At 70.0% G+C, this 25538-nt stretch carries 28 protein-coding genes and 1 tRNA gene; 15 read left to right on the top strand and 14 right to left on the bottom strand.

All coding sequences use genetic code 11. The annotated features are described in order from the left end of the window. Positions 1-44: 44 nt before the first annotated feature. From ACFFXY_RS00340 to ACFFXY_RS00315, 6 genes are all read right to left on the bottom strand, one after another. Positions 45-722 carry a Crp/Fnr family transcriptional regulator gene (locus ACFFXY_RS00340; RefSeq protein ID WP_091052475.1) on the bottom strand — a complete coding sequence of 226 codons (678 nt, stop codon included), beginning with the start codon at positions 720-722 and terminating at the stop codon, positions 45-47. A 305-nt stretch (positions 723-1027) separates the two neighbouring features. After that, a complete protein-coding gene (locus ACFFXY_RS00335; RefSeq protein WP_382344805.1) occupies positions 1028-2224 on the bottom strand; it encodes a MarP family serine protease in 1197 nt (398 codons plus the stop codon). A 24-nt stretch (positions 2225-2248) separates the two neighbouring features. Continuing rightward, positions 2249-2914, bottom strand: a complete 666-nt coding sequence (locus tag ACFFXY_RS00330) for an NUDIX hydrolase (protein ID WP_382344804.1) — start codon at positions 2912-2914, stop codon at positions 2249-2251. Then, positions 2911-3465 (bottom strand): TlpA family protein disulfide reductase, encoded by a 555-nt coding sequence (locus ACFFXY_RS00325; RefSeq protein ID WP_382344803.1) that lies wholly within the window; start codon positions 3463-3465, stop codon positions 2911-2913. The genes ACFFXY_RS00330 and ACFFXY_RS00325 overlap by 4 nt, the downstream gene beginning before the upstream one ends. Further along, a complete protein-coding gene (gene nth, locus ACFFXY_RS00320; protein ID WP_382344802.1) occupies positions 3462-4253 on the bottom strand; it encodes an endonuclease III in 792 nt (263 codons plus the stop codon). Before nth ends, ACFFXY_RS00325 begins: the two co-directional genes overlap by 4 nt. After that, positions 4250-5320 carry a S8 family peptidase gene (locus ACFFXY_RS00315; protein WP_382344801.1) on the bottom strand — a complete coding sequence of 357 codons (1071 nt, stop codon included), beginning with the start codon at positions 5318-5320 and terminating at the stop codon, positions 4250-4252. The genes nth and ACFFXY_RS00315 overlap by 4 nt, the downstream gene beginning before the upstream one ends. A gap of 249 nt (positions 5321-5569) precedes the next feature. Between ACFFXY_RS00315 and ACFFXY_RS00310 the strand changes: the two genes are divergently transcribed. From ACFFXY_RS00310 to ACFFXY_RS00275, 8 genes are all read left to right on the top strand, one after another. Then, positions 5570-8017 (top strand): SseB family protein, encoded by a 2448-nt coding sequence (locus ACFFXY_RS00310; protein WP_387983804.1) that lies wholly within the window; start codon positions 5570-5572, stop codon positions 8015-8017. Next, on the top strand, positions 8014-8379 hold the full coding sequence (locus ACFFXY_RS00305; protein ID WP_359952607.1) for a UCP033725 family protein: 366 nt from the start codon (positions 8014-8016) through the stop codon (positions 8377-8379). Before ACFFXY_RS00310 ends, ACFFXY_RS00305 begins: the two co-directional genes overlap by 4 nt. 178 nt (positions 8380-8557) lie before the next feature. Continuing rightward, positions 8558-9715, top strand: coding sequence for a Gfo/Idh/MocA family protein (locus ACFFXY_RS00300; protein ID WP_382344799.1), 1158 nt, complete (start codon positions 8558-8560; stop codon positions 9713-9715). Further along, positions 9712-10803, top strand: a complete 1092-nt coding sequence (locus ACFFXY_RS00295; RefSeq protein WP_382344798.1) for a dihydrodipicolinate synthase family protein — start codon at positions 9712-9714, stop codon at positions 10801-10803. Before ACFFXY_RS00300 ends, ACFFXY_RS00295 begins: the two co-directional genes overlap by 4 nt. Next, on the top strand, positions 10800-11612 hold the full coding sequence (locus ACFFXY_RS00290; protein ID WP_382344797.1) for a sugar phosphate isomerase/epimerase family protein: 813 nt from the start codon (positions 10800-10802) through the stop codon (positions 11610-11612). Before ACFFXY_RS00295 ends, ACFFXY_RS00290 begins: the two co-directional genes overlap by 4 nt. 211 nt (positions 11613-11823) lie before the next feature. Next, positions 11824-12210: a hypothetical protein gene (locus tag ACFFXY_RS00285; RefSeq protein ID WP_382344796.1), complete on the top strand. Its 387-nt coding sequence runs from the start codon at positions 11824-11826 to the stop codon at positions 12208-12210. Next, positions 12210-13922 carry an alpha/beta hydrolase gene (locus tag ACFFXY_RS00280; protein ID WP_382344795.1) on the top strand — a complete coding sequence of 571 codons (1713 nt, stop codon included), beginning with the start codon at positions 12210-12212 and terminating at the stop codon, positions 13920-13922. The genes ACFFXY_RS00285 and ACFFXY_RS00280 overlap by 1 nt, the downstream gene beginning before the upstream one ends. Further along, on the top strand, positions 13919-14608 hold the full coding sequence (locus ACFFXY_RS00275; protein ID WP_382344794.1) for a hypothetical protein: 690 nt from the start codon (positions 13919-13921) through the stop codon (positions 14606-14608). The genes ACFFXY_RS00280 and ACFFXY_RS00275 overlap by 4 nt, the downstream gene beginning before the upstream one ends. A 20-nt stretch (positions 14609-14628) precedes the next feature. Here the strand turns inward: ACFFXY_RS00275 and ACFFXY_RS00270 are convergent, their stop codons facing one another. From ACFFXY_RS00270 to ACFFXY_RS00255, 4 genes are all read right to left on the bottom strand, one after another. Further along, positions 14629-14952 carry a type II toxin-antitoxin system PemK/MazF family toxin gene (locus ACFFXY_RS00270; protein ID WP_382344793.1) on the bottom strand — a complete coding sequence of 108 codons (324 nt, stop codon included), beginning with the start codon at positions 14950-14952 and terminating at the stop codon, positions 14629-14631. Continuing rightward, positions 14949-15218, bottom strand: a complete 270-nt coding sequence (locus ACFFXY_RS00265; RefSeq protein WP_382344792.1) for a hypothetical protein — start codon at positions 15216-15218, stop codon at positions 14949-14951. The genes ACFFXY_RS00270 and ACFFXY_RS00265 overlap by 4 nt, the downstream gene beginning before the upstream one ends. A 44-nt stretch (positions 15219-15262) precedes the next feature. Then, entirely contained in the window at positions 15263-15940 is a 678-nt protein-coding gene (locus tag ACFFXY_RS00260) for a class F sortase (RefSeq protein ID WP_382344791.1), read from the bottom strand. A gap of 66 nt (positions 15941-16006) precedes the next feature. Then, entirely contained in the window at positions 16007-16483 is a 477-nt protein-coding gene (locus ACFFXY_RS00255) for a hypothetical protein (protein WP_382344790.1), read from the bottom strand. 194 nt (positions 16484-16677) lie between these two features. On the opposite strand from ACFFXY_RS00255, the gene ACFFXY_RS00250 reads away from it, so the two are divergent. Genes ACFFXY_RS00250 through ACFFXY_RS00240 form a run of 3 tightly spaced genes read left to right on the top strand, consistent with a single transcriptional unit; the run spans position 16678 to position 19336 of the window. After that, positions 16678-17145: a 4Fe-4S binding protein gene (locus ACFFXY_RS00250; RefSeq protein WP_382344789.1), complete on the top strand. Its 468-nt coding sequence runs from the start codon at positions 16678-16680 to the stop codon at positions 17143-17145. Beyond that, positions 17142-17639, top strand: a complete 498-nt coding sequence (locus ACFFXY_RS00245) for an NADH-quinone oxidoreductase subunit J family protein (protein WP_382344788.1) — start codon at positions 17142-17144, stop codon at positions 17637-17639. Before ACFFXY_RS00250 ends, ACFFXY_RS00245 begins: the two co-directional genes overlap by 4 nt. 50 nt (positions 17640-17689) lie before the next feature. Then, positions 17690-19336, top strand: coding sequence for a DUF885 domain-containing protein (locus tag ACFFXY_RS00240; RefSeq protein ID WP_382344787.1), 1647 nt, complete (start codon positions 17690-17692; stop codon positions 19334-19336). A 56-nt stretch (positions 19337-19392) separates the two neighbouring features. Here the strand turns inward: ACFFXY_RS00240 and ACFFXY_RS00235 are convergent, their stop codons facing one another. Both ACFFXY_RS00235 and ACFFXY_RS00230 read right to left on the bottom strand, forming a co-directional pair. Continuing rightward, the gene (locus tag ACFFXY_RS00235) at positions 19393-20280 is read right to left on the bottom strand and encodes a CHAD domain-containing protein (RefSeq protein WP_382344786.1); all 888 of its coding nucleotides are present in this window, start codon (positions 20278-20280) and stop codon (positions 19393-19395) included. A 134-nt stretch (positions 20281-20414) separates the two neighbouring features. Next, positions 20415-21557 (bottom strand): lytic polysaccharide monooxygenase, encoded by a 1143-nt coding sequence (locus tag ACFFXY_RS00230; RefSeq protein WP_382344785.1) that lies wholly within the window; start codon positions 21555-21557, stop codon positions 20415-20417. 193 nt (positions 21558-21750) lie between these two features. Between ACFFXY_RS00230 and ACFFXY_RS00225 the strand changes: the two genes are divergently transcribed. Beyond that, positions 21751-22203: a peroxiredoxin gene (locus ACFFXY_RS00225; protein ID WP_382344784.1), complete on the top strand. Its 453-nt coding sequence runs from the start codon at positions 21751-21753 to the stop codon at positions 22201-22203. Between the two features lie 40 nt (positions 22204-22243). On the opposite strand, the gene rdgB is transcribed toward ACFFXY_RS00225, so the two are convergent. Then, positions 22244-22828, bottom strand: a complete 585-nt coding sequence (rdgB, locus tag ACFFXY_RS00220) for an RdgB/HAM1 family non-canonical purine NTP pyrophosphatase (protein ID WP_382344783.1) — start codon at positions 22826-22828, stop codon at positions 22244-22246. Continuing rightward, on the bottom strand, positions 22825-23553 hold the full coding sequence (rph, locus tag ACFFXY_RS00215; RefSeq protein WP_382344782.1) for a ribonuclease PH: 729 nt from the start codon (positions 23551-23553) through the stop codon (positions 22825-22827). The genes rdgB and rph overlap by 4 nt, the downstream gene beginning before the upstream one ends. A 77-nt stretch (positions 23554-23630) precedes the next feature. Between rph and ACFFXY_RS00210 the strand changes: the two genes are divergently transcribed. The 3 genes from ACFFXY_RS00210 to ACFFXY_RS00200 all read left to right on the top strand — a co-directional run bounded on the left by ACFFXY_RS00210 (position 23631) and on the right by ACFFXY_RS00200 (position 25459). Continuing rightward, positions 23631-23712, top strand: a tRNA-Leu gene (locus ACFFXY_RS00210). Between the two features lie 147 nt (positions 23713-23859). Further along, on the top strand, positions 23860-24222 hold the full coding sequence (locus ACFFXY_RS00205) for a nucleotidyltransferase domain-containing protein (RefSeq protein ID WP_382344781.1): 363 nt from the start codon (positions 23860-23862) through the stop codon (positions 24220-24222). A gap of 436 nt (positions 24223-24658) precedes the next feature. Continuing rightward, positions 24659-25459, top strand: coding sequence for a Cap15 family cyclic dinucleotide receptor domain-containing protein (locus ACFFXY_RS00200; protein ID WP_382344780.1), 801 nt, complete (start codon positions 24659-24661; stop codon positions 25457-25459). Positions 25460-25538 lie beyond the last annotated feature (79 nt).

The following is a 25538-nucleotide window of genomic DNA, read 5'->3' as shown; positions in this document are numbered from 1 at the left end:
AGGCCCCCGGCGTCGCCGAGGGCCCCGAAGTTCGACCGGAAGCGTTACACGCGCGCGCGGCGGGCGAGGCGCTCCGGGTCCATGATGATGACGCTCTTGCCGTCCAGGCGCAGCCAGCCGCGGCCCGCGAAGTCGGCGAGGGCCTTGTTCACGGTCTCGCGGGAGGCGCCGACCAGCTGGGCCAGCTCCTCCTGGGTGAGGTCGTGGGTGACGCGCAGGACGCCGCCGTCGCGGGTGCCGAAGCGGCTCGCCATGTGCAGCAGGGCCTTGGCGACGCGGCCGGGGACGTCGGTGAAGATGAGGTCCGCCATCGAGTCGTTCGTGCGGCGCAGCCGGCGCGCTATCACCCGAAGGAGCTGCTCGGCGATCTCGGGCCGGTTCGCGAGCCACGGCCGCAGGGCGGTCTTGGACAGGCGGGCCATGCGGGTGTCGGTGAGAGCGGTGGCGGTGGCGGTGCGGGGTCCCGGGTCGAAGAGCGCGAGCTCGCCGACCATGTCGGACGGGCCCATCACTGCGATCAGGTTCTGGCGGCCGTCGGCGGAGCGGCGCCCGAGCTTCACCTTGCCGGACATGACGATGTACAGACTGTCGCCCGGCTCGTTCTCGGTGAAGACGGTCTGGCCCTTGTTGATGTCGACGTACTCCATCTCTTTGATGAGCGACTCGACAGCTTCGGGGTCGACCCCCTTGAACAGGGCGGCCCTCGCCAATACGTCTTCCATGTCCGTTCGCACCTTTCTTCAACGCACCGCTAGTGCAAGTACTGAGTCTATGCCTCTTGTCCGCATTGCGGGAGCGAGACCCCCGTAAATCCACATGCGCACCGTCGCCGCCGGAATCGACATTCGTATCCGAATGAATGGCTTCCGTCCGTTCCGAGCGTCACCGCGTGAGACTCGCCGCGCCGTCTCAGCTGGGGTTTCGTTCCGGGGAGCGGAAAGCGTCGACGGCGACCGCTACAGCCTACCCGCATTGTGACGTCAGGCCCAACATCCGGCAATGGAGAGAATCCCCAAGATCGCACATCTCACGTGCACGAACCGGTCCCCACGGACCCGCTCGCGGTCAGTCCGGCGTCGAGCACGGCCGCCGACTCGTCCATGGTGAGCGCGTACCCGGTCTCCGGGTCGTCCACCGCCGCGGCGAAGACGACGCCGACGACCTCCCCGTCCGGGTTGAGGAGCGGGCCGCCGGAGTTGCCGCCGATGATCGTGGCGTAGAGCTGGTAGACCTCGCGGGTGACGGTGCCGTCGTCGTAGATGTCGGGGCCCGTGACCACGCGCGCCTCGCGGACGCGGGCCGCGGTCGCGGTGTACGGGCCGCCGCCGGGGTAGCCCAGGACGATCGCGTCCGCGCCGGACTCGGCGGTGTCGTCGTTGACCGGGAGCGGGTCGGCGTCGAGGTCGGGGACGTGGAGGATCGCGAGGTCCTTGTCCGGCTCGAAGACGATGACCTCCGCTTCGAGGAGGTCCCCGTCGGACTCGACGCGGACGTCGTCGGTCCCGGCGACCACGTGCGCGTTCGTGACGACGAGGCCGTCGGCGTACACGAAGCTGGAGCCCTCGATCTGGCGGTCGCAGGAGGGGGCCGAGCCGTGGACCTTCAGGACCGACTCCTCGGCGTTGCGGACCACCGAGGACGCCGCGAGCTCGGGGTCCGGGGCGGGCACGTCGCGGACCTGCGTCGGGTCGATGCCGTAGAAGATGTTCGGCATCCCCGTGGTGTTCAGGGACTCCCGGAGCCGGTCGTAGACGCCGCGGACCGCCTCGGGCATGTTGTCGTCGATGCCGCCGACGATCGAGGAGTTGCGGACCGCGCCCGCGATGGCCGGGAGCGGCAGGCTCGCGAGCGGCGCGGCGGCCATCCACGTCACCAGGAGGACCGCGGCGATCGAGATGACCGGGCCCAGGTAGCGGTCGACGCGCCTGGAGCCGTTGGACTTCAGCTTCTTGCGGAGCCGGTAGCCGATCGCGGTCATCAGGGCCTGCCCGCCGAGGGCGAGCGCGAAGACGACGACGAGCGCGACGACGAGCTTGGCAAGCGGCTCCTGGTAGAAGTCCGCGGCCCACGGGGCGATCTGGATGCCCAGGAGCGCGCCGCCGAGGAAGCCGAGGAACGTCGCGGCCGAGAGGATGAAGCCCTGCCGGTAGCCGTTGATCGCGAACAGGAGCGCCAGGAGCACGATGACGACGTCGACCAGGAGGCCCGAACCGCTCGGACTCATCGCCACCCCGCAATCGCTTGAGCGCTAGCGCCCTTCGAGTTCCATCGTGCGGCTCCGGTCCCAGGGCCGGGACCAGCCGCCCAGGTCCAGTAGCCACGACAGTACCCCGGCGGTGAACCCCCAAATCAGCGGCACGCCCGCGACCTGGAACCCCGGGCCGCTGCGGCCCGACGGGTACCCGACGGTGCCGCGCGAGCCGGGATCGGCGAGGACGTGCAGCGGGACCTGGTGCGCGGCGGCCACTTCGGAGGCGGCTTGCGGGGCGACGGTGTGCGGGCGGCGCCACAGCGCCAGGACCGGCGTGACCGCGAAGCCGGACACCGGGATCCACAGCGGCGGCAGCGTCGCGCCCACGAGCACTGAGGCGGGGTCCACGGCGAGCTCCTCGGCCGCCTCGCGCAGCGCCGTGGCCGCGCTGTCGGCGTCCCCGGGGTCGGCGGCCCCGCCGGGGAACGCGACCTCCCCGGGGTGGTGGCGCAGGGTCGCGGCCCGCTGCTGGAGCAGGACCGACGGGCCGGTCGCGGTGTCGGACAGGAGGACCAGGACCGAAGCGGTCCGGGCGTCCTCTTCGGCGTAGGGGCGCAGGTGGCCTTCGATGACGCGTTCGGCGGTGGGCCCCTGGGCTTCGGCGGCCGCTTTCAGGAGCGGGCGCCACCAGCCGGGTTCGTGGACGTCGCCGAGGTCGCTCACGCCAGCTCCAGGCCGAACGCCGCGCCCGCGGCCTCGGCGAGGCTCTCGGCGGTCACGCCCGGTTGGACGATGAGGTCGGCGACCGTGCCGTCGGCGTTCACGAGCGCGATGCCCGGGAGCGCGGGCACGCCGAGGCCGATGCGGACCGCCTCGTCGGGGTCGGCGACGGACGGGAAGGTCATGCCGAAGTCGTCGGCGAACCAGCGCCCGGCGTCGTCGGTGTCCGCGGTGTCCACGCCGAGGACGCCCACCTGGTCGCCGTTGGCCTGGAAGAACGCCTCGATCTCGGGGGCCTCCGCCTGGCACGGGACGCACCAGCTCGCCCACAGGACCACCACGAGGGGCTTCCCGTCGGCGCCGACCGCGGTCGGCGCGCCGTCCCCGAGGCAGTCGAGTTCGAGCGCCCCGACGCCTTCCACCGGAGTGGTCCCGGGGTCGCAGGGAACGGACCAGGTCGGCTCGTCGGCGCTCCGCGGGGTCTCGGCGTTCGTCGGGTTCCCGGTGCAGGCGGCGAGGAGCAGCAGCGGCAGCGCCGCGAGGAGCCGCTTCACGCGCCCACCGCGTCTTCGCTGTGCCGCTTTCGGCCGCCTTCGGCGGCTGCCGCCAGCTTGATGAGCCGGTCCACGTCGTCGCCCCTGAGGAGCTTCGCGGCCTCGGCCGGGTCCGTGGGGCCCTCGCCGAACGACGGGCACTGCGCGGCGAGCGTGCACGCCCCGCACGCGGGCTTGCGGGCGATGCAGACGCGGCGGCCGTGGAAGATGATGCGGTGGGAGAACATGGTCCACTCGCGGGGCTCGACGAGCTTCTGGAGCTGGAACTCCAGCTTCACCGGGTCCTTCCCGTCCACGAGCTTGAGCCGGTTCGTTATCCGGATCATGTGGGTGTCGACCGTGATGCCCGGGACGCCGAAGGCGTTGCCGCGGATGACGTTCGCGGTCTTACGGCCGATCCCCGGGAGCTTCACCAGGTCGTCCATGCCCTCGGGGAGGGTCCCGCCGTGGTGCTCCACCAGGGCCTTGCCGAGGCCGATGATCGAGCGGGTCTTGTTGCGGTAGAAGCCGGTCGGGCGGATCAGCTCCTCGACGTCCTCGGGGTTCGCGTCGGCGTAGTCCGCGGCGTCGCGGTAGCGCGCGAACAGCGCCGGGGTCGTGAGGTTGACGCGGACGTCGGTGCACTGGGCCGACAGGATCGTCGCGACCGCGAGCTCCAGCGGGTTCGAGTAGTCGAGCTCGCAGTGGGCGTCGGGGTGGGCCGCGGCCAGGAGGCGGTCGATGACGCGGGCCCGGCGCTTCCTGGCCAGCTCGGTTTCTTTGCCCTTTTTGGCGGCGGCGGCGGTCACCCGGCAATGGTACGCGGGCGCACCGGCAACCGCCTGCGGCCTCGCAGCAGCAGCGCGGCCCCGCCGATGAGCCCGCCGCCCGCCGCCGTGGCGACCGCGCTCCACAGCGCGGGCACCGGCTCGGACTCCGCTTCGGGGGCGACGTCGGCGGCCACCGCCGCGCCCGCGTCCACGATCCCGGCCCCGAGGTCCGCGTCCCCAGGCGTCGCGGTGGAGGTGAGCGCCCGCCGGACCTGGTCGGCGGACCAGTCCGGGTGGGCCGAGCGCACGAGCGCCGCCGCGCCGGAGACGATCGCCGACGCGAACGAGGTGCCGGTGACCGTCTTGTGCCCGCCGGTCGCGTCGGCGGCGCTCAGCTCCGCGCCGGGCGCGGCGAGGTCGGTGGCGTCGCCGGTGACCGCGGTGCGCCAGCGCTGGCCGCGCTGGTCGGTGCCGGTGACGGCGAGGACCTCGTCCAGGCGGGCGGGGAACCACACCTCTTCTTCCCCGGTGTCGTCCTGTCCGCGGTTCCCGGTGCACGCCACCACGACCACGTCGTGGCGTTCGGCGTAGGCGACGGCCTCGGCGAACGGCGCGGAGTCGTAGTGGCCGCCGAGGGACAGGTTGACGACGTCGGCGCCGTTGTCGACGGCCCACTTCACGGCCGCGCCGACCATCGCGGAGTCGTGGTACTTGTTCTCGTCGTCCAGGACCCGCACCGGGAGGATCGTCGCGCCGGGGGCCATGCCGGGGTGGCCGTCGCCGCCGCGCCCGGCGATGAGGCTGGCGACGGCGGTGCCGTGGCCGACCGGGTCGGCCTGGCCGAAGGCCCTCTCGTAGACCGGGCTCTCCTCCGATCCGAAGGCGAGGAGCCGGGGCTCGGCGCCGGGGTCGAGGTCGACGTAGCTGCGGCCCGGGAGGACCGCGCCCGCGAGGTCGGGGTGGTCGGCGTCGACGCCGGAGTCGACGACGGCCACGACGACGCCTTCGCCGGTCGATGTCGCCCATGCCGCGGGCGCTCCGGCCGCGGCGACCTGCCAGGGGACCGGCGCGGCGCCCCCGACGGGTGCGGACAGCAAGAGCGCCAACAGCGTCGAGCAGACGCAGGCCATCACGTATCGAGCAGCGCGGTTCCCCATCAGAGCGGGATCGTTACACAGCGACAGGCCCACAGCGTGGGAATGACACGCGTTCGTCTTTATGATTTCGTTATTTTTGGCCTACTGAACGAAGCTTGACAACGCCCTCGCGTTACGGTGACCATCGCGAGGGGACGCCGCGTTCGCTCGACACCGCCCCATCCAAGACCGGTAGGGGGGAAGGGCTGAGTGGGATCGATGTGGGAACCCAGTAACGAGATCGAGCACCGACTCCGAGAAGCACTGCGAGCCGAGGACCAGGACGGATACTTCCGGATCCTGGCGCAGATCGAACTTGTCCTCCCACTGTCCTATGAGGGAGTGAACGGCACGGGCGCCGACACGTGGGCCACGTGGACCACGGACGATCGCACCCATATCCTCGCGTTCACGTCGGAGTCGGCGCTTCAGGTCTGCTTGCGCGACAACGCGGGATCGTCGCGGAGGGTGACGTTCCAGTCGCTCGCCGAGGCGTGGCCCGACGAGGAGTGGTGGCTCGCGGTCAACCCGGGCCTCCCGATCGAGGGCTACCTGCCCGCGTGGTTCGTCTCCCAAGTCGCCCAGGGCATGACGACCGTCCCGGCCGACCCCGAGCCGCCGGCCCCGGCCGCGCCGGAGCCGTACCGTGAGGACCGCTTCGCGGGCGCGACCCGCCGGGACCCGTTCGGGGAGGGGCAGTCCGACCCGTTCGCGAACCCGATCGCGGCCGCCCCGCAGGCGCCGCCGCCGCAGCGCGAGAGCTTCATGCCCCCGCCGCCGCCGATCCCCGACGTGCCGCCCGCGCCGCGCCGCTCCTCGGACCTGCTGAACGGGTCCGCCGGGCAGCAGAGCTCGACGGTCGGCGGGACGACCTCGGCCGGACTGCCGCTGCGCCAGCCGCCGCGCGAGGACGCCGAGCCGGAGGGCTTCAGCGGCCAGTTCCAGTCGCAGCAGTCGCTCCAGTCGCCCTCGCAGTCGTACCAGCCCCCGCCGCCGCAGGACTTCACGCCGCAGCAGCAGTCGTTCGGGTCGCAGCCGCAGGGCTTCGGCTCGCAGCCCCAGGGCTACACGTCCCAGCCGCAGAGCTTCGGCTCGCAGCCGCAGGGGTTCGGCTCCCAGCCGCAGCAGTTCGGCTCGCAGCCCCAGGGCTTCGGGTCGCAGCCGCGCGACGGGGCCTTCCCGGCTGAGCCGCACTGGCCGTCCCCGCAGGACCAGTGGCCCGACGCCCCCGACTGGCTGCGCGACCAGCAGTCCGAGTCGTCGCAGGCGGCGCTCCCGACGCGCGAGCCCGCGCCGGTCGCGTACCCGGAGACCTACTCCTCCGGCGACGCGTTCGGCACGCCCGCCGCGCCCGACGAGGAGCAGCGCACGGCCGAGTCGTTCGCGTCGATGTCGAGCGCCTTCGGCCGCAGGCCCGCCGCGCCCGAGCCCGCCCCGCGGGCGAAGGCCGCGCCGCAGCCCGTGGAGCTCACCGGCGAGGACGCCGAGCCGCTGCTCGCCGAGGCCGCGTCCTCCGGCGACACCGCCGGGTTCCTCCAGACCCTGCTGTGCGCCAGCGTGGTCCTGCCGATCGCCGACCCCGAGGCCGCGCACCTGCGCGTCGGGGACCCGGCGTTCCGGTGGTCCAGCGACATCGTCGACGGCAACATCGGGATCACGGTGTACACCACCGAGGCCCGCATGGCCGAGCGCGTCGGCGGCGAGACCGCGCACACGATGGTCCCGTTCGGGTGGCTCATCCAGCACTGGCCGGGCCAGGACTACGCGCTGTACGTCAACCCCGGCACCGAGGTCGGGGCGAACATGTCCGGCCCCGAGATCGAGCCGCTCCTGAAGTGGGCCGAGGCGAAGGACCTCCTGGTCTTCGCCCGCGAGATGGAGAAGCGCCACGCCGCCGCCGCGCGCGCGGCCTCGCCCGCGCACCGCGTGCAGCCCGTGCTGTGGCAGAAGACCATCCCGCACCACCAGGTGCCGTTCTACCTGGAGCGCGGGTACGACCGCGTCGGCGGGTTCGTCCACCCGGCCGAGGCCGTGGACCACCTGCGCACGCCCGCGCAGCTGTACCTCGCGCTCGGGCTCATCCGCTCCAGCGAGGACTTCAGCCCCACCGACGACTCGGTGCACGTGCTCCGCTGGACCGGGTACCGCACCGACCTGTACCCGGCGGCCATCGGCGGCAACGACTTCCCGACCGCGGAGTCCCGCGGCGGCACGGTCGTGGAGCCCGGCCCGTTCCGCGGCGACGGGTTCGCGCCCTCGGAGTCCCCCGAGGACCGCATCCCCGAGCACAAGGTCGACTCGGTGCGGCTCCCGCACGGCGCGAAGATCCTCCGGATCGACTCGCGCGGTGAGGTCACCGAGATCGCGCAGTACGACTCGGACACCCGCGAGTGGGCGCCCGTGGACGGCGCGTTCGGCGGCCCGGCCGCCATCGAGGCGCCCTCCGTCCCGGCCCTGCCGTCCGCCCCCGAGCCGTCGGGCCCGCCGCCCGCCGGGCCGATGGGCGAGGCGTTCGGCTACGGAGGCGGCGCGTCCGGCGGCTACGACAGCGCGCTCGGCGACGCCTGGGGCGACGCCGACGGCCACTACGACCTGGTGCGGCCCGCCCCCGAGGACCGGGCCGCGGCCACCCTGGACCACCGCACCGGAGAATGGAAGGACGCCTGATGCGCGACGGCTACATCGCCCGCTGGAAGGGCGCCGAGTACGACTCCAGCCCCGACGGCGCCCACGTGCGGCTCTACTCGCCGACCGGCGGCGACGGGTTCGTGCAGGTCGCCGAGGGCCGGTACCGCCGCGGCGTGCCGATCGGCGAGCTGGAGGACTTCTTCTACGTGCGCACGGTCTGCACCTGGCGCGGGGAGCCGTTCCTGCTGCTGGGCGCCTCCGGCGAGTGGTACCGCCTGGAGTACTCCGGCGGCCGCTCCGACGTGGCCCGCTCGCTGGGCCTGGAGCCCTACGACAACGGCGTGTACCAGATCTGGGCGCCCGCCGAAGAGGTCACCGGCATCAGCGAGCAGTACCTCTAGACCCGCTTGCGAAGGCCCCGGTCCGATCGGACCGGGGCCTTCGGCGTGCATAGCCCTGGACGCAGCGCATTCACGTGTGTAAATCTGTTGAGAGACCGCTTTCAAACGGGACCGCGTGTGCTGTATGCTTCACAAGACTGTATGAAAGCGCTTGCCTTATCGTCTGGAGCAGATCCCTATGGCAGAGAGAATCACCGTCGGCATCGCCCTCAACGGGGTGACCGGACGCATGGGCTACCGGCAGCACCTCGTGCGGTCGCTCCTGGCGATCCGCGAGCAGGGCGGCGTCCCCCGCGCCGGCGGCGGCGTGATCTGGCCCGAGCTCACGCTCGTCGGGCGCAGCGAGGACAAGCTCAAGGCGGTCGCCGAGCGCCACGGCCTCGACAAGTACACGACCAGCCTCGACGAGGCCCTGAACGACGAGTCGATCGGCGTCTACTTCGACGCGCTCACCACGCGGCACCGCCTCGCCGCCGTCAACTCCGCGATCAAGGCCGGCAAGCACGTCTACACCGAGAAGCCGATCGCCACCAGCCTGGAGGACGCGCTCGCGCTGGCCCGCACCGCCCGCGACGCCGGCGTCAAGAACGGCGCGGTCGCCGACAAGCTCTACCTGCCCGGCCTGCGCAAGCTCAAGCGCCTGGTCGACTCCCGCTTCTTCGGGCGGGTCCTGTCCGTGCGCGGCGAGTTCGGCTACTGGGTCTTCGAGGGCGACTGGCAGGAGGCCCAGCGCCCGTCCTGGAACTACCGCGCCGAAGACGGCGGCGGCATGGTCCTCGACATGTTCCCGCACTGGTCCTACCTGCTGGAGGGCACGTTCGGGTCCCCGATCAAGTCGGTGATCGCGAACGTGACGACCCACATCCCCGAGCGCTTCGACGAGCAGGGCGAGCCGTACGCGGCGACCGCCGACGACGCCGCGTACGCGATCTTCGAGCTCGAAGACGGTACCGTCGTCCAGATGAACTCGTCCTGGGCCACCCGCGTCGACCGCGAGGAGCTCGTGGAGTTCCATGTGGACGGCACCGAGGGCTCCGCGATCGCCGGGCTCCGCAAGGCCCGTGCGCAGCACCGCGCGCACACCCCGAAGCCGGTGTGGAACCCCGACATCGACCAGCCGATCCCGTTCCGGCAGCAGTGGCACGAGGTGCCCGACAACGAGGTGTTCGACAACGGCTTCAAGCTCCAGTGGGAGGAGTTCCTCCGCCACGTGGTGGACGACGAGCCGTGGCACCACGACTTCCTGGCCGCCGCCCGCGGCGTCCAGCTCGCCGAGGCGGGCTACCGCTCCGCGCGCGAGGGCCGCCGCATCGACCTTGAGGAGCTGGTCCTGTGACCCGCGAGTTCACCTCCCGCGTCATCTACTCCGCGGCCCACGTCGTCGCGGACCCCTTGGCCGACAACGGGCCCGGCCGACCGGCCACAGTGGACTGGGACGCCACGATCGGGTTCCGCCGCCACCTGTGGGACCTCGGCCTCGGCGTCGCCGACGCCATGGACACCGCCCAGCGCGGCATGGGCCTCGACTGGGAGGCCACCAAGCAGCTCATCAAGCGCTCCGCGGAGGCCGCCGGGCCCGACGACCTCCTCGCGTGCGGCGTCGGCACCGACCAGCTCGGCGCGGCGCCGTCCACCCTGGACGAGATCCGGGCGACGTACCTGGAGCAGCTCGGGGTCGTCGAGGACGCGGGCGCGGGCACGATCCTCATGTGCTCCAGGGCGCTCGCCGCTTCAGCGAAGGGCCCCGACGAGTACAAGGCCCTGTACGCCGAGCTCCTCGGCGAGGTCAGCGGCAAGGCGATCCTCCACTGGCTCGGCCCGATGTTCGACCCGGCGCTCGAAGGCTACTGGGGCACGTCGGACCTCGACGAGGCCGCGGACGTGTTCGTCGAGATCATCACCGAGAACGCGGCCAAAGTGGACGGCATCAAGATGAGCCTCCTCGACGCCGACGCGGAGATCGCGCTGCGCCGCAGGCTCCCCGAGGGCGTCCGCTGCTACACCGGCGACGACTTCAACTACCCGCGGCTCATCGCCGGGGACGAGTTCGGGCACTCCGACGCGCTCCTGGGGATCTTCGACCCGCTCGCGCCGCTCGCCTCGCGGGCGGTCAAGCAGCTGGACGACGGCGACGTCGCCGGGTTCCACGCGATCCTCGACCCGACGGTGCCCCTGGCGCGCAAGGTCTTCGAGGCCCCGACGTTCAACTACAAGACCGGCGTGGTGTTCCTCGCGTGGCTCTCGGGCTACCAGGACCACTTCAAGATGGTCGGCGGCCTCGAATCGGCCCGCTCCATCGAGCACTTCGGACAGATCGTGGACCTCGCCCTGGAAGTGCGGCTGTTCCCGGACGAGCAGCTCGCGATCGACCGGTTCAACGCCCTGCTCACGACCGCGGGCCAGCCGAAGCGGACCCTCGCATGAGCGCCGCGGACCGCTTCTCCTTCAATCATGCGACCGCGAAGTTCTGGGACCAGCGCGAGGCCGTCGAGGCCTGCGCGCGGACCGGGGCCGGGATCGGCCTGTGGCGCGAGCCGGTGCAGGAGATGGGCCTCGCGGCCACCGCGAAACTCGTGAAGGACGCGGGAGTCGAGGTGACGAGCCTCTGTCGAGGGGGCTTCTTCACGGACCCGACTCCGGCCGCGATCGCCGACAACAAGCAGGCGATCGACGAAGCGGCCGAGGTAGGGGCCCCGACGCTCGTCCTCGTCTCGGGCGGCATCCCCGACGGCGGCACGATCGACACCGCGCGCGAAGGCGTCAAGGACGCCCTCGACCAGCTGGCCCCCTACGCGCTCGCGCAGGGCGTCACGCTCGCGATCGAACCGCTCCACCCGATGTTCGCCAGCGACCGCTGCGTCGTCGCGACTCTCGCCGAAGCCCTCGACCTCGCCGCGCCCTTCGCCCCCGAAGCGGTCGGCGTCGTGGTCGACACCTACCACCTCTGGTGGGACCCGCAAGTGTGGCAGGGCATCGCCCGCGCCGGCCGCGAAGGCCGCATCGCGTCCTTCCAGTTCGCCGACTGGATCACCCCCCTCCCCGCGGGCGTCCTCACCGGCCGAGGCCAACTCGGCGACGGCTGCATCGACTTCAAGCGCTACCTCGCCGAAGTCGACGCCACCGGCTTCACCGGCCCCATCGAAGTGGAACTCTTCAACGACACCCTCTGGTCCCGCCCCGGACCCGAGGTCTTCCAAGAGACGAAAGCGGCCTTCGAGCGCGTCACGGCGTGACCGAATGCGTTGGTGCGCCCGGGGTTTCGCCTCGGGCGCACCGACGTGTCCGCGGACTTGACGACGGGACGTGACTCCGGTGTACCCGACCGGTCGCAGAAAGCGACTACAATGCGGGGGCATAACCGAACAAGCCGTCTGAAAGGCTCCCCGTGCCCCGGAATTCCACCCGAACCCCTCCCGTCGCGCGCCGTCCTCGACCGGCGGCGCGATGATCGTCGATTCCGAACGTCTCACCAACGCGTCGAAGGCCCTTTTCACCACCTCGGACCTGCTGTACGACGCCGTCAAAAAGGTCGCCGACGAGAGCGAAGCACTCGAACCCGGCGACTTCACCGGGATCGCCGAGCTCGTCGAGGCCGCCCGCAGGTGGATGGACGATCTCGTCGCCGCCCACCGATGCGACATCGAGGACTTCGCGATGTTCCTTGCCGTCCATGCCGAAACGATGGTCGAGGCCGACGACTACACCGCCTCCCAGTTCGAGCAGTACGCATCCGAATTCACCGAGGCGCGCGGCGACGCCCCGGCCCCGGTCAGGCCCGGCCCGGCATCCGAAGACCGTCTGGTGGTCGACGGCGAGAGCGTGGCGGTCTGATGGGCATCACCTACAGCGGGCTGCGCGAAGCCGACTTCGACCGGCTGGCGACCGTCGCCGAGACCTGGAAGACGATGGCCGACACCCTCGAATCCGAGGCCGGGACCGTCGAAGACCTCAAACGCGCTGACAGTGCGGACCTCGGCTCGGAGAACTGGGACGGCGACACCGCCGAACTCGGGCGCGACAAGATCCGTGAGCTCGTCGTCGCGTTCGACGACCGCTCAGCGGAGGCGAGGCGGGTCTGGACCGCGATCACCGATGCGGTCGAGGAGTTCAACGCCTGCCGGAGCGAACTCCAGGGATGGATCGACGAAGCGCCCTCCCGAGGTGTGGTGATCGCCGACGACGGCACCGTCACGACGCCCCACACCGCTTCGACGCAACAGCAGCAACAGGTGCTCATCGTCCGGGAGGAGATCGACGCCCTGCTCGAACGGGCGACCGCGGCGGACGAAGCGCTCAAAGCGGCGGTGGGGATCTGGGCCGGGACCTTCAGCGAATCGGAGCGGCTCGACCTGATCCACCAGGCTGAGGACGAGGCCGGAGAACTCCAGGACCTGATCGACTCAGGCGCTTCTCCGGATGCGGTCAACGATTGGTGGAACGGCCTCAGCGAGGCCGAACGCCTCGGCGTCCTCGAAGGGAGCCCGGCCCTGATCGCCGGCCTCGACGGCGTCCCCACCGGCACCCGCGACGCCGCCAACCGCGACCTCCTCGAAGCCGAGCTCGATCGCTACAGCCCGACGCTCGACGGCGACATCGCCTCTCTAGAGGACCAGATCGCGGAGCTGGAAGGGGACTGGGACGACATCGTCGCCTCCGACGACCGCGAGCGGGCCATGGAGCTCGAAGACCTCCAGGCCGAGCTGGAACGCCTTGAAACCCAGCGCGACCAGCGCGACTCGCTGGCGAGCCTCCAAGAGGCGATCGCGGGACAGGCCCCGAGCGGCCAGGAGTACCTCCTGCTGGGCTACGACTCCGCCGCCGACGGCAAGGCGATCGTCTCCGTCGGCAATCCCGACACCGCCGACAACACCGCGGTCTATGTGCCCGGCACCGGTGCCGATCTCGACGGCGCGAGCAGGGGGCTCCTGGACCGGGTCGAGGCCATGGCGACGGATGCCTCCCAGGTGCCCGGCAGCGGGGAGACCGCCGTGGTGCTGTGGCTCGACTACGACGCCCCGAACAACCCGGTCGTAGACTCCCCGAGCATCTCCTACGCCGAAGACGCCTCCGAACCTTTGGCCTCCTTCATGAGCGGCCTCGAAGCCACGAACCACGACCCGGAGGGAACGACGACCACTGCCGTCGGGCATTCCTACGGCACCACGGTCATCGGTCAGAGCGCCAGCGAACACGGGCTCGCCACCGACCAGATCGTGGCCGTCGCCAGCCCGGGAATGAACGTTGAGCACGCCAGCGACCTGGGCATCGACCCCGACGACTTCTACACGACCACAGCACCCGGAGACATCATCAACCTTGCGGCCGAGACCGGGACGCACGGCCCCGACCCGAACGACAGCGGCGTCAACTGGGACGGCGAGCATGTGGGAGTGGACTGGGAAGGTTTCGGAGGGAACACCTTCACCAGCGACGACATGGACGGGAACGCGGTCGACATCCACAGCAACTACTGGGACGAAGGGAACTCGGCGAGGAAGAACCTCGCCTACATCTTCACTGGAAACGGCGGTGAAGTCACATGAGGACCTTCCACCGCTCAGTGCTCGCGGTTCTGCTCGTTGTACTTGCTATCGGAGGATGCTCCCCCATGTCGTCAGAGATGCCAGAACTGGAATTCAAGCTCGACGAGGCGTTCCTCCGAATGGACGATGCGATCGCTGAGACGATCGAAGGGCTTCCGGACTTCCCCGGCTTCTACGAGCGGACGACGCTCAAATTCGAATGCCCTGATCCGGGCCGAGAATCCTACGAGATCAACTACACCCTTCCCGAGGAGACGATCGGCTCCGACCTGGTCACGAAGGAGTACTTCGAGATACTGAAGGAGTACTGGCCCTCGATCGGATGGGAAGTGCACGGCGAGCGGGACAACGCGCAGGGGAACGTCGCCGACATCGAAGCGATCCGGCCCGACGGCGTCAACGTCTGGTACTCGAACATGCTCGGCCAGATCGTGATCCACGCGCAGGTCGCCTGCGTGGCCCCGGGAGACGGGCCGGCGCTGTGCGGGCCCCCGTTGGGCGGAGTCCTCCCCGAGAACGACCGCGCTCGGGACTGCTCGGTCGTCGAACCGGAAGCGTCCGAGAGCGAGAGCGCGGATGCAGTGGCCCCGTTCCAGGGCGGGCAGGCGGCGCTCAGGCCGTTCGGCGGGCCGGGCCGGGAGTTCGACGCGCACCCGATGCAGGCCTCATACGACGAACACCTCTGAGGGGCGAAGCAAGCGGCCGCTCAGCCCATGAGGCCGAGGTAGCGGACCACGGCGTACTCGACCTTCTCCATGTCCTCCCGGTTGAGGAAATCGACCAGATCGCCGACCACGTACTGAGCGTCGATGGTCCTTATCTGGTCGACCAGCAGCCGCGTCGGCCGCCCCGCGACGATCGCCTCCGGGCGGAACGCGGAGCGCTGCGCGCTCGTGGAGGTGGGGACGATCGTGATCGTGCTCCAGCGCTCGTGCTGCGAGCTGAGCACGAGCCCGAGGCGCCGTCCCCGCTGCTCGTGTCCGCGCTTCGCGTCGCCGAGATCGACCGGGTAGACCGCGCTCCGGATCACCGGTCGCCGTCCTTGCGCGGCGACACGACCACGTCGGTGCCGATGATGCGGATGCTGCCGTCCTCGGCGTACTCCCAGTCGTCCGGCTCCTGCGAGAGGTCTTCGAGTGCGAGCCTCGCCATGTCCGCCCGGGCCTCTTCCTCCCACGCGAGTCGCTCCAGGCTTCGCAGCCCGCGCCGCAGCACGTCGGAGGTGCTCTCACCCTCGCGCTTGAAGCTCTGGATGATCCGTTCGTCATCGTCCGTCGGACGGAAGCCGATAGCCATGGACCGATTGTACAACAATTGTTGAACATGCTGGTGGACCCGGACTAGTCCCGGTCCTTGAAGTCGTTCCTGCCGTTCAGGGGGCGGGCGAGTTCCTTGTCGGTGGCCTGGTGGTGGCCCGCGTAGTCGGCGAAGACCACGACGTTCTCGGTGTAGTCGCCCGCGTCGCGGTCGAACTCGCCGCCGCAGGTGATGAGGCGCAGGACCGGTTCGGGGCCGATGCCGAAGACGTCCTCGTAGGGGAGGCGCTTCTTGGGGTAGGACTCGACGCCGGTGACCTCGTAGACCACGACGATGCCGTCCTCGCGGGTCACCTCGATCTCGTCGCCCTCCTCAAGGCGCTTCACCGAGTAGAACACCGCCGGGCCCTTCCTGGTATCCACGTGTCCCATGAGGACGGTGGGGCCGAACTCGCCGGGCGTCGGGCCCGGCTCGAACCAGCCCGCGTCCTGCGGGCGCCACATCGCCGGGACCTCGAAGTCCCCGCGGAAGTTCAGGCCCAGGGACGTCAGCGGGGCGTGCACGTCGATGCGGTCGATGTCCACGCGCGTGGGCTCCGAGCGGTCGAGCCAGTCCCCGCCCGCCGGGTCCGCCACCGCGAACGGGTCGTCCTCGAAGGGGGAGTGGAACTGGGGCCAGCGCAACGACGGCACCGGCACGACGCTCCCGACCATGAGCCCCAGGCCCCCCGCGAGGACCAGCGAGAGCACGACAGCGGCCACCGGCCGGAACGCGGGTTCCGGCCGGTGGACGGGTCTCTCGTCGGCCCCTGGAGGCTCAGTGTCCATTTAGGCGGCCGTGACGCCGCTGCGGCGCTTGAGCAGCCACATGCCCGCGGCCGCCGCGAGCACCAGCGCCGCGCCCGACCACAGGACGACCGTCGCCGCGTCAGAGGCGGCCCCGCCGCCGCCCGTGGACGCGCCCGTCCCCGACGTCACCGTGAACTTCGAGGAGGCGGTGTCGCCGTCGCAGGTCACCGTGATCGTGTACGTGCCGGGCTTCAGGTCGTTCGTGACCGTGAAGCTCCCCTGCGCGTTGTTGTTGTTCTTCGGGAGCTTGAAGGAGACGTCGGTCCCCTCCACGTCGCCCGTGGCGTCCTTGTCGCAGTTGGACGCGAGCACGTCCACCCGGGTGCCCACCGCCCCCGCCGTCGGCGAGAGCGTGACGGTGATGGCCGCGTTCGCCGGTGCGGCGCTGGACAGCACGACCGCGGCGCTGAGCGCCACCGCCGCGAGCATCCCGCGGACGGACTGCGTGATTCGCATGGGCACGGTTCCTCCCCGATCGCCGCCGGGACCGACCCGGCAGACGTGACGTGTCAAGGCCTCACGGTAACGGCTGTCGCCAGTGGTGCAGGGGTTTTCATCGGAAAACGGGTGCGGCCCGTGGGAGTCGGGAATCGGACAGTGGCGGCGGCGCCGGGCTGGAAAACACCGGTGTCATCTGCCACGATGAGGACATGAGGCTTCCCGGGAGCGGTCTGGTCGGCGGGCTCGCCGCGACCGCGCGCACAGCGACGCGACGCGCGGTCACCCGCCAGTACCCCGAGCGCGAACCCGAACTGCCCGAACGCACCCGCGGCGTCATCGCCCTCCACGAGGGCAACTGCACCTCCTGCATGCTGTGCGCCCGCGAATGCCCCGACTGGTGCATCTACATCGACTCCCACAAGGAGACCGTCGAGGCCGAGGGCGCGGCCCGGCCCCGCCAGGTCAACGTCCTCGACCGCTTCGACATCGACTTCTCCCTGTGCATGTACTGCGGGATCTGCGTCGACGTGTGCCCCTTCGACGCCCTCTTCTGGGCCCCCGACTTCGCCTACGCCGAAGGCGACATCCGCGACCTCCTCCACGACAAGGAGCACCTGGGGGAGTGGCTCGCCAACGCGCCCGCCGCCCCGCGCCCCGCGGAGGAGGAGGGCGCGTGACGCTCGCCGACGTGCTGCTCGCCGCGTTCGGGCTCCTCGCGCTCGGCGCGGGCCTCGCCGTGGTCACCACCGACCGGATCGTGCGGGCCGGGCTGTGGCTCGCCGTCGCGTTCGCCGGGATCGCCGGGGTCGCGCTCGTGCTCGCCGCGGAGTTCCTCGCGTGGGTGCTCGTCCTCGTGTACGTCGGCGCGATCGTGGTGCTCCTGCTGTTCGCGACGATGCTGACGAAGGCCCCGACCGACCCGTCCGAGGACCTCGACCGGGCGCGCTGGCCCGGGGCCGCCGTCGCGGGCGGCGTGGGGCTGGCGCTGGCGGCGGCGGTGACCGGGGCGTACGGGTGGACGAAGGCGGACCTGGACGCGAACGGCGCGGGGGACGCGGCGGCGATGGGGGAGGCGGTGTTCTCGCAGTGGGTGCTGCCGTTCGAGGTCCTGTCGCTGCTCCTGCTGGCGGCGCTCGTGGGCGCCGTGGTGGTCTCGACCAGGTCACGGTGAACGCCGATCTTGAAACAAACGCTTCCTAGCCGCGCGGTAAGCTAGCGCGCATGACCTCACCGATCTTCGCTCTCGCCGACGAGTACATCACCTCGTACGCTCGGCTCGACCCCGCATTCGCCGGCGCCGTCGGCATCAAAGGCGACTTCGGCGTCGCCACCGACTACGGACCCGACGCGGAGGCCGAGCGCGCGCGGCTCTACCGCGAGACCCTGACCCGCCTCAACGCCCTCGAATCCACCGGCCCCGCCGACGACCTCGCCCGCCTGCACATGGCCGAGCGCCTCCAGGTGTTCGTGGACCGCCACGACGCGGGCGAGTGGCGCCGGGCCCTGAAGGTCCCGTACGGAATGCTCCAGAACGTCGTCAGCTACATCGACCTCGCGCCGCGCGAGACCGAGGGCGACTGGCGGCTGGGCGTCGCGCGCATGCGCGCGATCCCCGAGATGCTCGCGACCTGGCGCCAGACCATGAACGCCGGGATCGACGCGGGCGAGACCGTGGCCCTGCGCCAGGCCCTCGAAGGCGCCAAGCAGGCCCGCCGCAACGCCGAGTCCCGCGTGTTCGACAAGCACGTCGCGGCCTACGGCGACGGCTCGCAGGCCGGCGACCTCCGCGAGGCCGCCGACGCCGCGTACGCCGCGTTCGCGTCCGTCGCCGAGTACCTGGAGCAGACCTACGCGCCGCACGCCGACCCGAACGACGGCGTCGGCGAGGAGCGGTACTTGCTCGCGGCCCGCTCGACGCTCGGCGCGGTCCTGGACCCGCACGACGCGTACGCGTGGGCGTGGGACGAGCTGCACCGCATCGAGGACGAGATGGAGGCCGAGGCCGAGCGCATCCTCCCGGGCGCGGGCCTGTCCGACGTCATCGCGCACCTCGACGCGACGCAGGCCGTGGAGACCGCCGAGGAGTACCTCGCCTGGCTCCAGGCGAAGCACCGCGGCGCGCTCGACGCGCTCAACGGCGTCCACTTCGACATCGACCCGCAGCTGATGAACCTGGACGTGCAGCTCGTGCACGGCTCCTCGGCCGGGTCCGCGTACTACACCGGGCCTTCGGAGGACCTCTCGCGCCCGGGCCGCACCTGGTGGCCCGTCGCCGACCGCGAGCGCTTCCGCACCTGGGCCGAGCTGACCACGGTCTTCCACGAGGGCGTGCCCGGCCACCACCTCCAGATCGGGCAGGCGAAGGTCGCCGGGGACGGCATCTCGCGGTTCGCGAAGGTCTTCGGCTCGGTCTCGGGCCACGCCGAGGGCTGGGCCCTGTACGCCGAGCGGCTCTCCGACGACCTCGGCTGGTTCACCGAGCCGGGCACGCGCCTGGGGATGCTCAAGGGCTCGGCGCTGCGCGCCGCCCGCGTCGTCATCGACGTCGGCTGGCACCTCGGCCTGCCGCTGCCCGCCGCGGAGGCGAAGCGCCACGGCGACACCTGGAACTTCGACGTCGCGCTCGACGTGCTCACCACCCGCGGCCGCATCGCCGAGCACCGCGCCCACCCGGAGATCGTCCGCTACGCGGGCTGGCCGGCCCAGGCGATCTGCTACAAGCTCGGCGAGCGGGCATGGATCGCCGCGCGCGACGAGGCGAAGGCCGCCGCGGGCGCGGACTTCGACCTGAAGGCGTGGCACACCGCGGCCCTGAACCTGGGCCCGATCGGCCTCGACAACCTCGCGTCGGTCCTGCGCGGGAAGTAGTCGGCATACGACAGACGGCGGGCGCTCAATCGAGCGCCCGCCGTTGCCGTGCCGCCCTACTGCCAGCGGTCGATCATGGCCGCGGTCGCCTGGTCGATCTGCTCGCCGAGCTGGTGCAGGTGCTCCTTCTCCAGGTCGGCGAGGCTCGCGGTGAGCCGGTCGGCGCGGTCGGCGCCCGGCAGGCGCAGGAGCCAGTTGCGGGCGATGACGGCCTGCCGGTACTGGACCAGCAGGTGCCCCAGATCGGCCACCGGGGCGATGACCTCCTCGGCGCTGCGGCCCAGTCCCGGCGCGGCGGCCTCGGCGAGGTGGTGCGCGTCGCGGGCGGCGGTGCGCATCTCGTCCCGGGCGGCCACGAGGTCGGTCGCGTGGCTCATCTTCACGTACGTGTCGAGCAGGTGGATCTTCGCCTTCGAGACGACCCCCATGAGCGAGGACGCGGGCTTGTCGCCGTCGCGCGTGAACTTCGCGTGCTCGGCGAACATCCGCACCTGGCCGAGCAGGGCCGCGACCCACGTCTGCGAGTGGACGCGCTCGATCTGCCGGTACGATTCGCGGACCTCTTCGTCAAGGGCCCCATACCATTTCGGGTACTCGGCGACCGTGAGGCCGAGCTGGTCGAAGCGGTCGGCGAAGTGGGTGCGCAGGCGCTCCAGGTCCTCGGTGTGCTTGAGCGCGGTCAGGAGCTGTTCGAGCTGCGGGCCCCCGTGCGGGGTCGCGGTGAACAGGTGCTCGTAGCCGCGGATCGCCGTGCGCAGACGGTGGATCACGGCGCGCACACCCCCGGCGGAGCCGGGCGCGTGCCGTTCGGTGGCGGCGATCGCGCGGTTGAGCGTGTCGACCTGGCTGGAGATGTAGTACTGGATGACGGCGCCGGCGCGCGTGTTCGCCGACATGGGACCCGATGACGCGGCCGGTTCGACGGCCGCAGTGGCTGCTGACATGGCTCCTCCCCCGGAAGACCTGCTGAAATGGAGTATTCCAGCGGGGTACCCGGGGGAGGAGCCGAAGCGGTGATTTTTCGACGATCGTTCAGGTTTCGGCCGCGCAGGCGTCACCCGGAGCGATCACCGCGTTGTCATCCCTGCATGCAGTCCAGCGTCGGCATCGTCGACAGCGTCCCCGTGACGTTGAAGCCGAAGGTCGCCGTGCCGTTCGCGTTGATCGTGCCGTTCCAGGCGGCCGGACCGGCCATCTGCATGTCGCCCATCGTGGTTATCGTCGAACTCCAGTAGTCCCTGATGGTGATCCCCGAGCCCGGCGGCCACATCCAGTGGACCATCCAGTTGCTCAGAGCCGTGGTCCCGGTGTTCTTGACGGTGACGTTCACCGTCGCGCCGCCGTTCCAGGAGGACACGGTCGCGGTCGCCGCGCAGATCCCCGACGGGTTGCCCGTGCCGGGGTCGGTCGGGTCGTCCGAGGTCGGGTCGTCGGTGGTCGGCGGGTCCACGACGCCGCCGTCGTTGCCGGGGAACGAGGTGCCGGGGCGCACGCCCGAGATCTCGCCGTTGCCGCCGTCGAACTGGACGTCGGAGCAGGCGTAGAAGTTCTCGTTCGAGTCCGAGCGCACCCAGTGCGTGAACACCATGTGGTAGCCGGACTTCTGCGGCAGCGTCAGGTTCGCGTAGTAGTAGTGGTCGTTGCTGCCGGGCCCGCCGTTGGAGGCCGGGTTGGTGAAGGTCTGGAACTTCTCCAGGTCGTCCCAGGCCAGCGGCTGGGACGGGTCCCACCCGTCCTTGGTGATGTACAGGTCGAAGCGGCCCGGGTGGTGCGCCCAGTTGTTGTAGCGCCACTGGACGGTGTCGCCCGCGGTCACGTGGGTCTTCGGCCAGTCCCCGGGGTCGTTGAACGCCGAGAAGTCGTACGGGCCGCGGCCGCCGCCGTTGCAGATCTGGCCGTCGGGGATGTACCCGACGGTCTTGCCCGCGCCGTTGGAGTCGAGGTTGCCGAACCAGTTGTAGAACGGGGTGGGCCCGCCCTGGTCCAGCGCGGACTGGCACGCCTCGTTGTACGGGTCGAGCGCGCCGGTGCCGCCGAGTGCGTCGAAGTAGCACAGGTACTGGCGGGAGCCCGGGAACACGGTGGCGCCGTGGGCCTCCGCGTCGCTCTTGGTGAACAGCGTCGATATGGTCATGGCCGCTACTGCGGCCAGCACCATCGACATGACGACGGCGATGCGGCGGCGTCTGCCGCCGAGCACCGCCGTGGCGGTGGTGGACATGGAGTAACTCCTCTGCCGGTTCTGGAGCGCTCCCAACCAGGCCCTGCGAGCCCGCGCGCGATCTTGTGGACTGCTGCTGACGCGAATTGCTATATTCGAGTGTATCTATATTGAGGCGCGGAGCGCAAACGCCCCCCTCTAGATGCCGATCGGACCGGCCCGCCGCGGCGGGCGCGTGGATAGACTGGGCTTCATGGACATCGGCGACACCGCCCCGGCATTCACCCTCGACGACGAGACCGGGGAGCCGCGCAGCCTCGACGACCTCGTCAAGGACGGCCCGGTCGTGCTCTTCTTCTACCCGCTCGCCATGTCGGCGGGCTGCACCGCCGAGGCCTGCCACTTCCGCGACCTCGCCGCCGAGTTCGGCGCGCTGGGCGCGACCCCGGTGGGCATCTCCACCGACGCCGTCGAGCGCCAGGCCGAGTTCTCGCGCAAGCACTCGCTGGGGTACCCGCTCCTGTCGGACACGGGCGGCGAGATCGCCGAGGTGTTCGGGGTGCGCCGCAAGATCACGATCGTGCCGACCAAGCGCAAGACGTTCATCATCGGCGCCGGACGCGAGATCATAGGCGTCGTCAAGAGCGAGATGAACATGCGGGCCCACGCGGACAAGGCCCTGGAGCTCCTCAAGGCTCGCACGTAGGAAGAGGCGGCCCGGAGGCCGCCTCTTCCTCTGCTTTCGGTCAGATCTTGGTCGCGAGCTCGCGGAACGCCTTGCCGCGGTGCGAGATGGCGTTCTTCTGCTCGGCGGTGATCTCGGCGCTCGTCAGGTCGAACCCGTCGGGCACGAACAGCGGGTCGTACCCGAAGCCGTTGGCGCCCCGGGGCTCCCGGATCACGCGGCCGGGCATCTCGCCGTGGACGACGATGTCGCGCCCGTCGGGGAACACGATCACGGCGGCGCAGACGAACTGCCCGGTGCGCAGCTCGTCGGGGACGTCGCTGAGCTGGTCGAGCAGCAGCGCGTTGTTCGCCGCGTCGTCCTTCTTCGATCCGGCCCAGCGGGCCGAGAGGACGCCGGGCATGCCGTTGAGGGCGTCCACGGCGATCCCGGAGTCGTCGGCGATCGTGGGCAGGCCGGTGTGCTTGACGCCGTCGCGGGCCTTGAGCAGGGCGTTCCCCGCGAAGGTCAGCTCGGTCTCGGGGGTCTCGGGGTACTCGTCCACGGCGTCGAGGCCGACGAGCTCGACGTGCGGCGCGGCCTCGGCGAGGATCTGGCGCAGCTCGTCCACCTTGCCCGCGTTGCGGGTCGCCAGGAGCACTCTCATGAGCTCAGCAGGGTCCGGGCCTGGAGGCCGGCGAGTTCCTTGCAGCCCTTGAGGGCCAGGTCCAGCAGCTGGTCCAGTTCGGAGCGGTTGAAGACCGCCTCCTCGCCGGTGCCCTGGACCTCGACGAAGTCGCCCTCGCCGGTGCAGACGACGTTCATGTCGACCGACGCGGCGACGTCCTCCTCGTAGGGCAGGTCGAGCACGGGCACGCCGTTCACGACGCCGACGCTGATCGCCGACACCGAGGTCGTCAGGATCTTGTCGGGCTTGCGGGCGAGCTTCTGCTCCTTGAGCCAGTCCACCGCGTCGTGCAGCGCCACATAGGCGCCGGTGATCGAGGCGGTGCGGGTGCCGCCGTCGGCCTGGAGCACGTCGCAGTCGAGGGTGATCGTGTTCTCGCCGAGGGCCTTGAAGTCGACGCAGGCCCGCAGGGAGCGGCCGATCAGGCGGGAGATCTCATGGGTGCGCCCGCCGATCTTGCCGCGGATCGACTCGCGGTCGGAGCGCGAGTGCGTGGAGCGCGGCAGCATCGAGTACTCGGCGGTCACCCACCCCTCGCCCGAACCGCGGCGCCAACGCGGCACGCCCGGCGTCACCGACGCCGTGCACAGCACGCGGGTGCGACCGAATTCGACCAGAACCGACCCTTCCGGGTGATCGGTCCAGGAGCGGGTGAACTTCACGGGGCGCAGCTCATCGGCGGCGCGCTTGTCAGGTCGAGTCATCCTGACCAGCCTACGGCAGCGTACAGGCGTGTGACACACTAGTTGCTGCTCAAATGAGAGCGCCCGCATCTCACCAGGCGCGAGTGGCGGAACTGGCAGACGCGCAGGATTTAGGTTCCTGTGTCCTAGGACGTGGGGGTTCAAGTCCCCCCTCGCGCACCGAAGTAAGACCCATGAAGACGAGTGTCCTCCCATCTTCTCAGCTCATCGTGCCTGGCTCGCAGCCGAAATTTCAGGTCCGTGGTCGGTGACTCGTTCCGGGTAGGATCTGTCAAGATCTTCCCGACAAATCTCCCTGAGGACGGCATGGAGCGCAATCAGGCTACGGCGATACTTGAGGAAGTCATCGCCAACATCTGCAGGTCAGACGAGTGGCCGGTGAACCTTATCAGCAGCCTGTACGTCTTTGGCTCGTATGCACAGGGCTCACCGCGCCCAGGTGACATCGATGTCGCCATCGAGTTGGAACAAGACGAGCGATGGGTCCGGCACACGGTCTCGTGCATATTCTCGGGCCGAAACTGGATGGCGCCACTGAACCTCGCGATTCGCGGGAAGCGCCGGTCGGTTCAGATCGTCAAGAAAGACGAAATCATGGAGAGCATCCCCTTGACGCTGCTATGGCGACGTCGGTGGCAGGCACCGAGCGCGCCGAGCGACACTTCATGATTCCGGCATTCGATGGGATTGACAAGTGGGTGCCGATCGGTGCCAGGCAACCGCTTGTGAAGCTCGTGGACCAAGGTGCCGTCCGCGTGACCAAGGCTGAACTTCCCGAATCAGCTCCTTCCGATCCGCTCGTTCAAAGACATGTGAGGCGCCGATGGTCACCGGACAGCCCGTTGCTTCGATGCTCGAATGCGGCACTTGGATACCTGGAATCTCGCGGAGTCGATCTCAGACAGGTTCACTTGCACGGCGTTGACATCGGCAGTAGGACGACACCCTATTACGTCAGCATCGGTTACAGGTACTTCAAGTCGCTCTCACACTGCTTGAAGGAGTACGAGGGAGTCCAGTGGATTGAGGTGGTTCGACCGACTCGTCGGAGTCCGATGTTCGCCTTGGTGATCGACCTTCTCGATCGAGATCGAATCGAGGATTTATGAAGCACGGGCCGATCGTGCGGGTTGTCGTGGCAGTGGTGGTCATGATCTTCATCGCCGTATCGTGGTGGCAGACCGGGAAAGCCGACCTCACCTGGGTCAGACTGTCCTCCACGGCCATATTCGTTTCCGCCGCCATTCTGGGCCTGTGGGATGTCTGGCTGTGGCGAACTCCTCTCGTCCAGCGAATCCCGGTAGTCCCACGTTGCGTGCGCGGCACTTGGAAAGGTCAACTCGCATCCAATTGGCGCCATCCCGACCGGCCTGACCAACCGGTCGTTGGCGAGGTATACCTGGTCGTCAAGCAGACCTCCACCTCTATCGAGGCCAAGCTCGTGACCTGTGCTTCGCAATCGAACTCCACTGTTGCAAAGATCGCGGTCATCAACAACAACATATTGCTGACCTACATATACATGAGCGAACCGGATCTCCGTGTGCAGCAAATGAGCAAGATCCACTACGGCACTACGGTACTGGAAGTGATCGGAAGTCCTTCACGGAGGATGAAGGGACGGTACTGGACCGATCGAGGTACGAGTGGGGAACTGAACTTCAACCAGTACCGCCGGAAGATCGCGGGGGACTTCGAAGAGGCCGTGGAGTTGTTCTCGAATGAGAGAAGCACAGAGGCAATCGCAGACATGGAACGTGTCGGCTTAGAAGCGACCTCGACGGTGGCACGGTGGCCGCGACGGACGGCTTCCCTGAGGGTGCCGAGTTCGTGTCGACGCGGTTCTTCGCGACCGATGACGCCGGGACCGAGGTCGGGCAGACCACGATCCGCTCGTTCGGCCTGAAACAGCGAGAAAAAGGGCCCGGCGGTGCAACCCGGCGGGTCCTTTCTGGCGTATGGAGGGTGACGTCTGGTTCGACCGA

Origin of the sequence: Glycomyces mayteni (genome assembly GCF_042428885.1) — a bacterium.
GTDB lineage: Bacteria > Actinomycetota > Actinomycetes > Mycobacteriales > Micromonosporaceae > Glycomyces > Glycomyces mayteni.
Note: the sequence above shows the minus strand (reverse complement) of the source record. Positions and strands in the feature narration are given on the sequence as shown.

Bases quoted from the DNA above. Each gene is read 5' to 3' on its own strand.
- ACFFXY_RS00275 (WP_382344794.1), top strand. From the start codon at position 13,919: ATGAGGACCTTCCACCGCTCAGTGCTCGCGGTTCTGCTCGTTGTACTT.
- ACFFXY_RS00200 (WP_382344780.1), top strand. From the start codon at position 24,659: ATGAAGCACGGGCCGATCGTGCGGGTTGTCGTGGCAGTGGTGGTCATG.
- ACFFXY_RS00255 (WP_382344790.1), bottom strand. From the start codon at position 16,483: ATGCGAATCACGCAGTCCGTCCGCGGGATGCTCGCGGCGGTGGCGCTC.
- ACFFXY_RS00225 (WP_382344784.1), top strand. From the start codon at position 21,751: ATGGACATCGGCGACACCGCCCCGGCATTCACCCTCGACGACGAGACC.
- ACFFXY_RS00265 (WP_382344792.1), bottom strand. From the start codon at position 15,218: ATGGCTATCGGCTTCCGTCCGACGGACGATGACGAACGGATCATCCAG.
- ACFFXY_RS00300 (WP_382344799.1), top strand. From the start codon at position 8,558: ATGGCAGAGAGAATCACCGTCGGCATCGCCCTCAACGGGGTGACCGGA.
- ACFFXY_RS00240 (WP_382344787.1), top strand. From the start codon at position 17,690: ATGACCTCACCGATCTTCGCTCTCGCCGACGAGTACATCACCTCGTAC.
- ACFFXY_RS00335 (WP_382344805.1), bottom strand. From the start codon at position 2,224: ATGAGTCCGAGCGGTTCGGGCCTCCTGGTCGACGTCGTCATCGTGCTC.
- rph (WP_382344782.1), bottom strand. From the start codon at position 23,553: ATGACTCGACCTGACAAGCGCGCCGCCGATGAGCTGCGCCCCGTGAAG.
- ACFFXY_RS00250 (WP_382344789.1), top strand. From the start codon at position 16,678: ATGAGGCTTCCCGGGAGCGGTCTGGTCGGCGGGCTCGCCGCGACCGCG.
- ACFFXY_RS00290 (WP_382344797.1), top strand. From the start codon at position 10,800: ATGAGCGCCGCGGACCGCTTCTCCTTCAATCATGCGACCGCGAAGTTC.
- ACFFXY_RS00280 (WP_382344795.1), top strand. From the start codon at position 12,210: ATGGGCATCACCTACAGCGGGCTGCGCGAAGCCGACTTCGACCGGCTG.
- rdgB (WP_382344783.1), bottom strand. From the start codon at position 22,828: ATGAGAGTGCTCCTGGCGACCCGCAACGCGGGCAAGGTGGACGAGCTG.
- ACFFXY_RS00205 (WP_382344781.1), top strand. From the start codon at position 23,860: ATGGAGCGCAATCAGGCTACGGCGATACTTGAGGAAGTCATCGCCAAC.
- ACFFXY_RS00230 (WP_382344785.1), bottom strand. From the start codon at position 21,557: ATGTCCACCACCGCCACGGCGGTGCTCGGCGGCAGACGCCGCCGCATC.
- ACFFXY_RS00235 (WP_382344786.1), bottom strand. From the start codon at position 20,280: ATGTCAGCAGCCACTGCGGCCGTCGAACCGGCCGCGTCATCGGGTCCC.
- ACFFXY_RS00285 (WP_382344796.1), top strand. From the start codon at position 11,824: ATGATCGTCGATTCCGAACGTCTCACCAACGCGTCGAAGGCCCTTTTC.
- ACFFXY_RS00340 (WP_091052475.1), bottom strand. From the start codon at position 722: ATGGAAGACGTATTGGCGAGGGCCGCCCTGTTCAAGGGGGTCGACCCC.
- ACFFXY_RS00310 (WP_387983804.1), top strand. From the start codon at position 5,570: ATGTGGGAACCCAGTAACGAGATCGAGCACCGACTCCGAGAAGCACTG.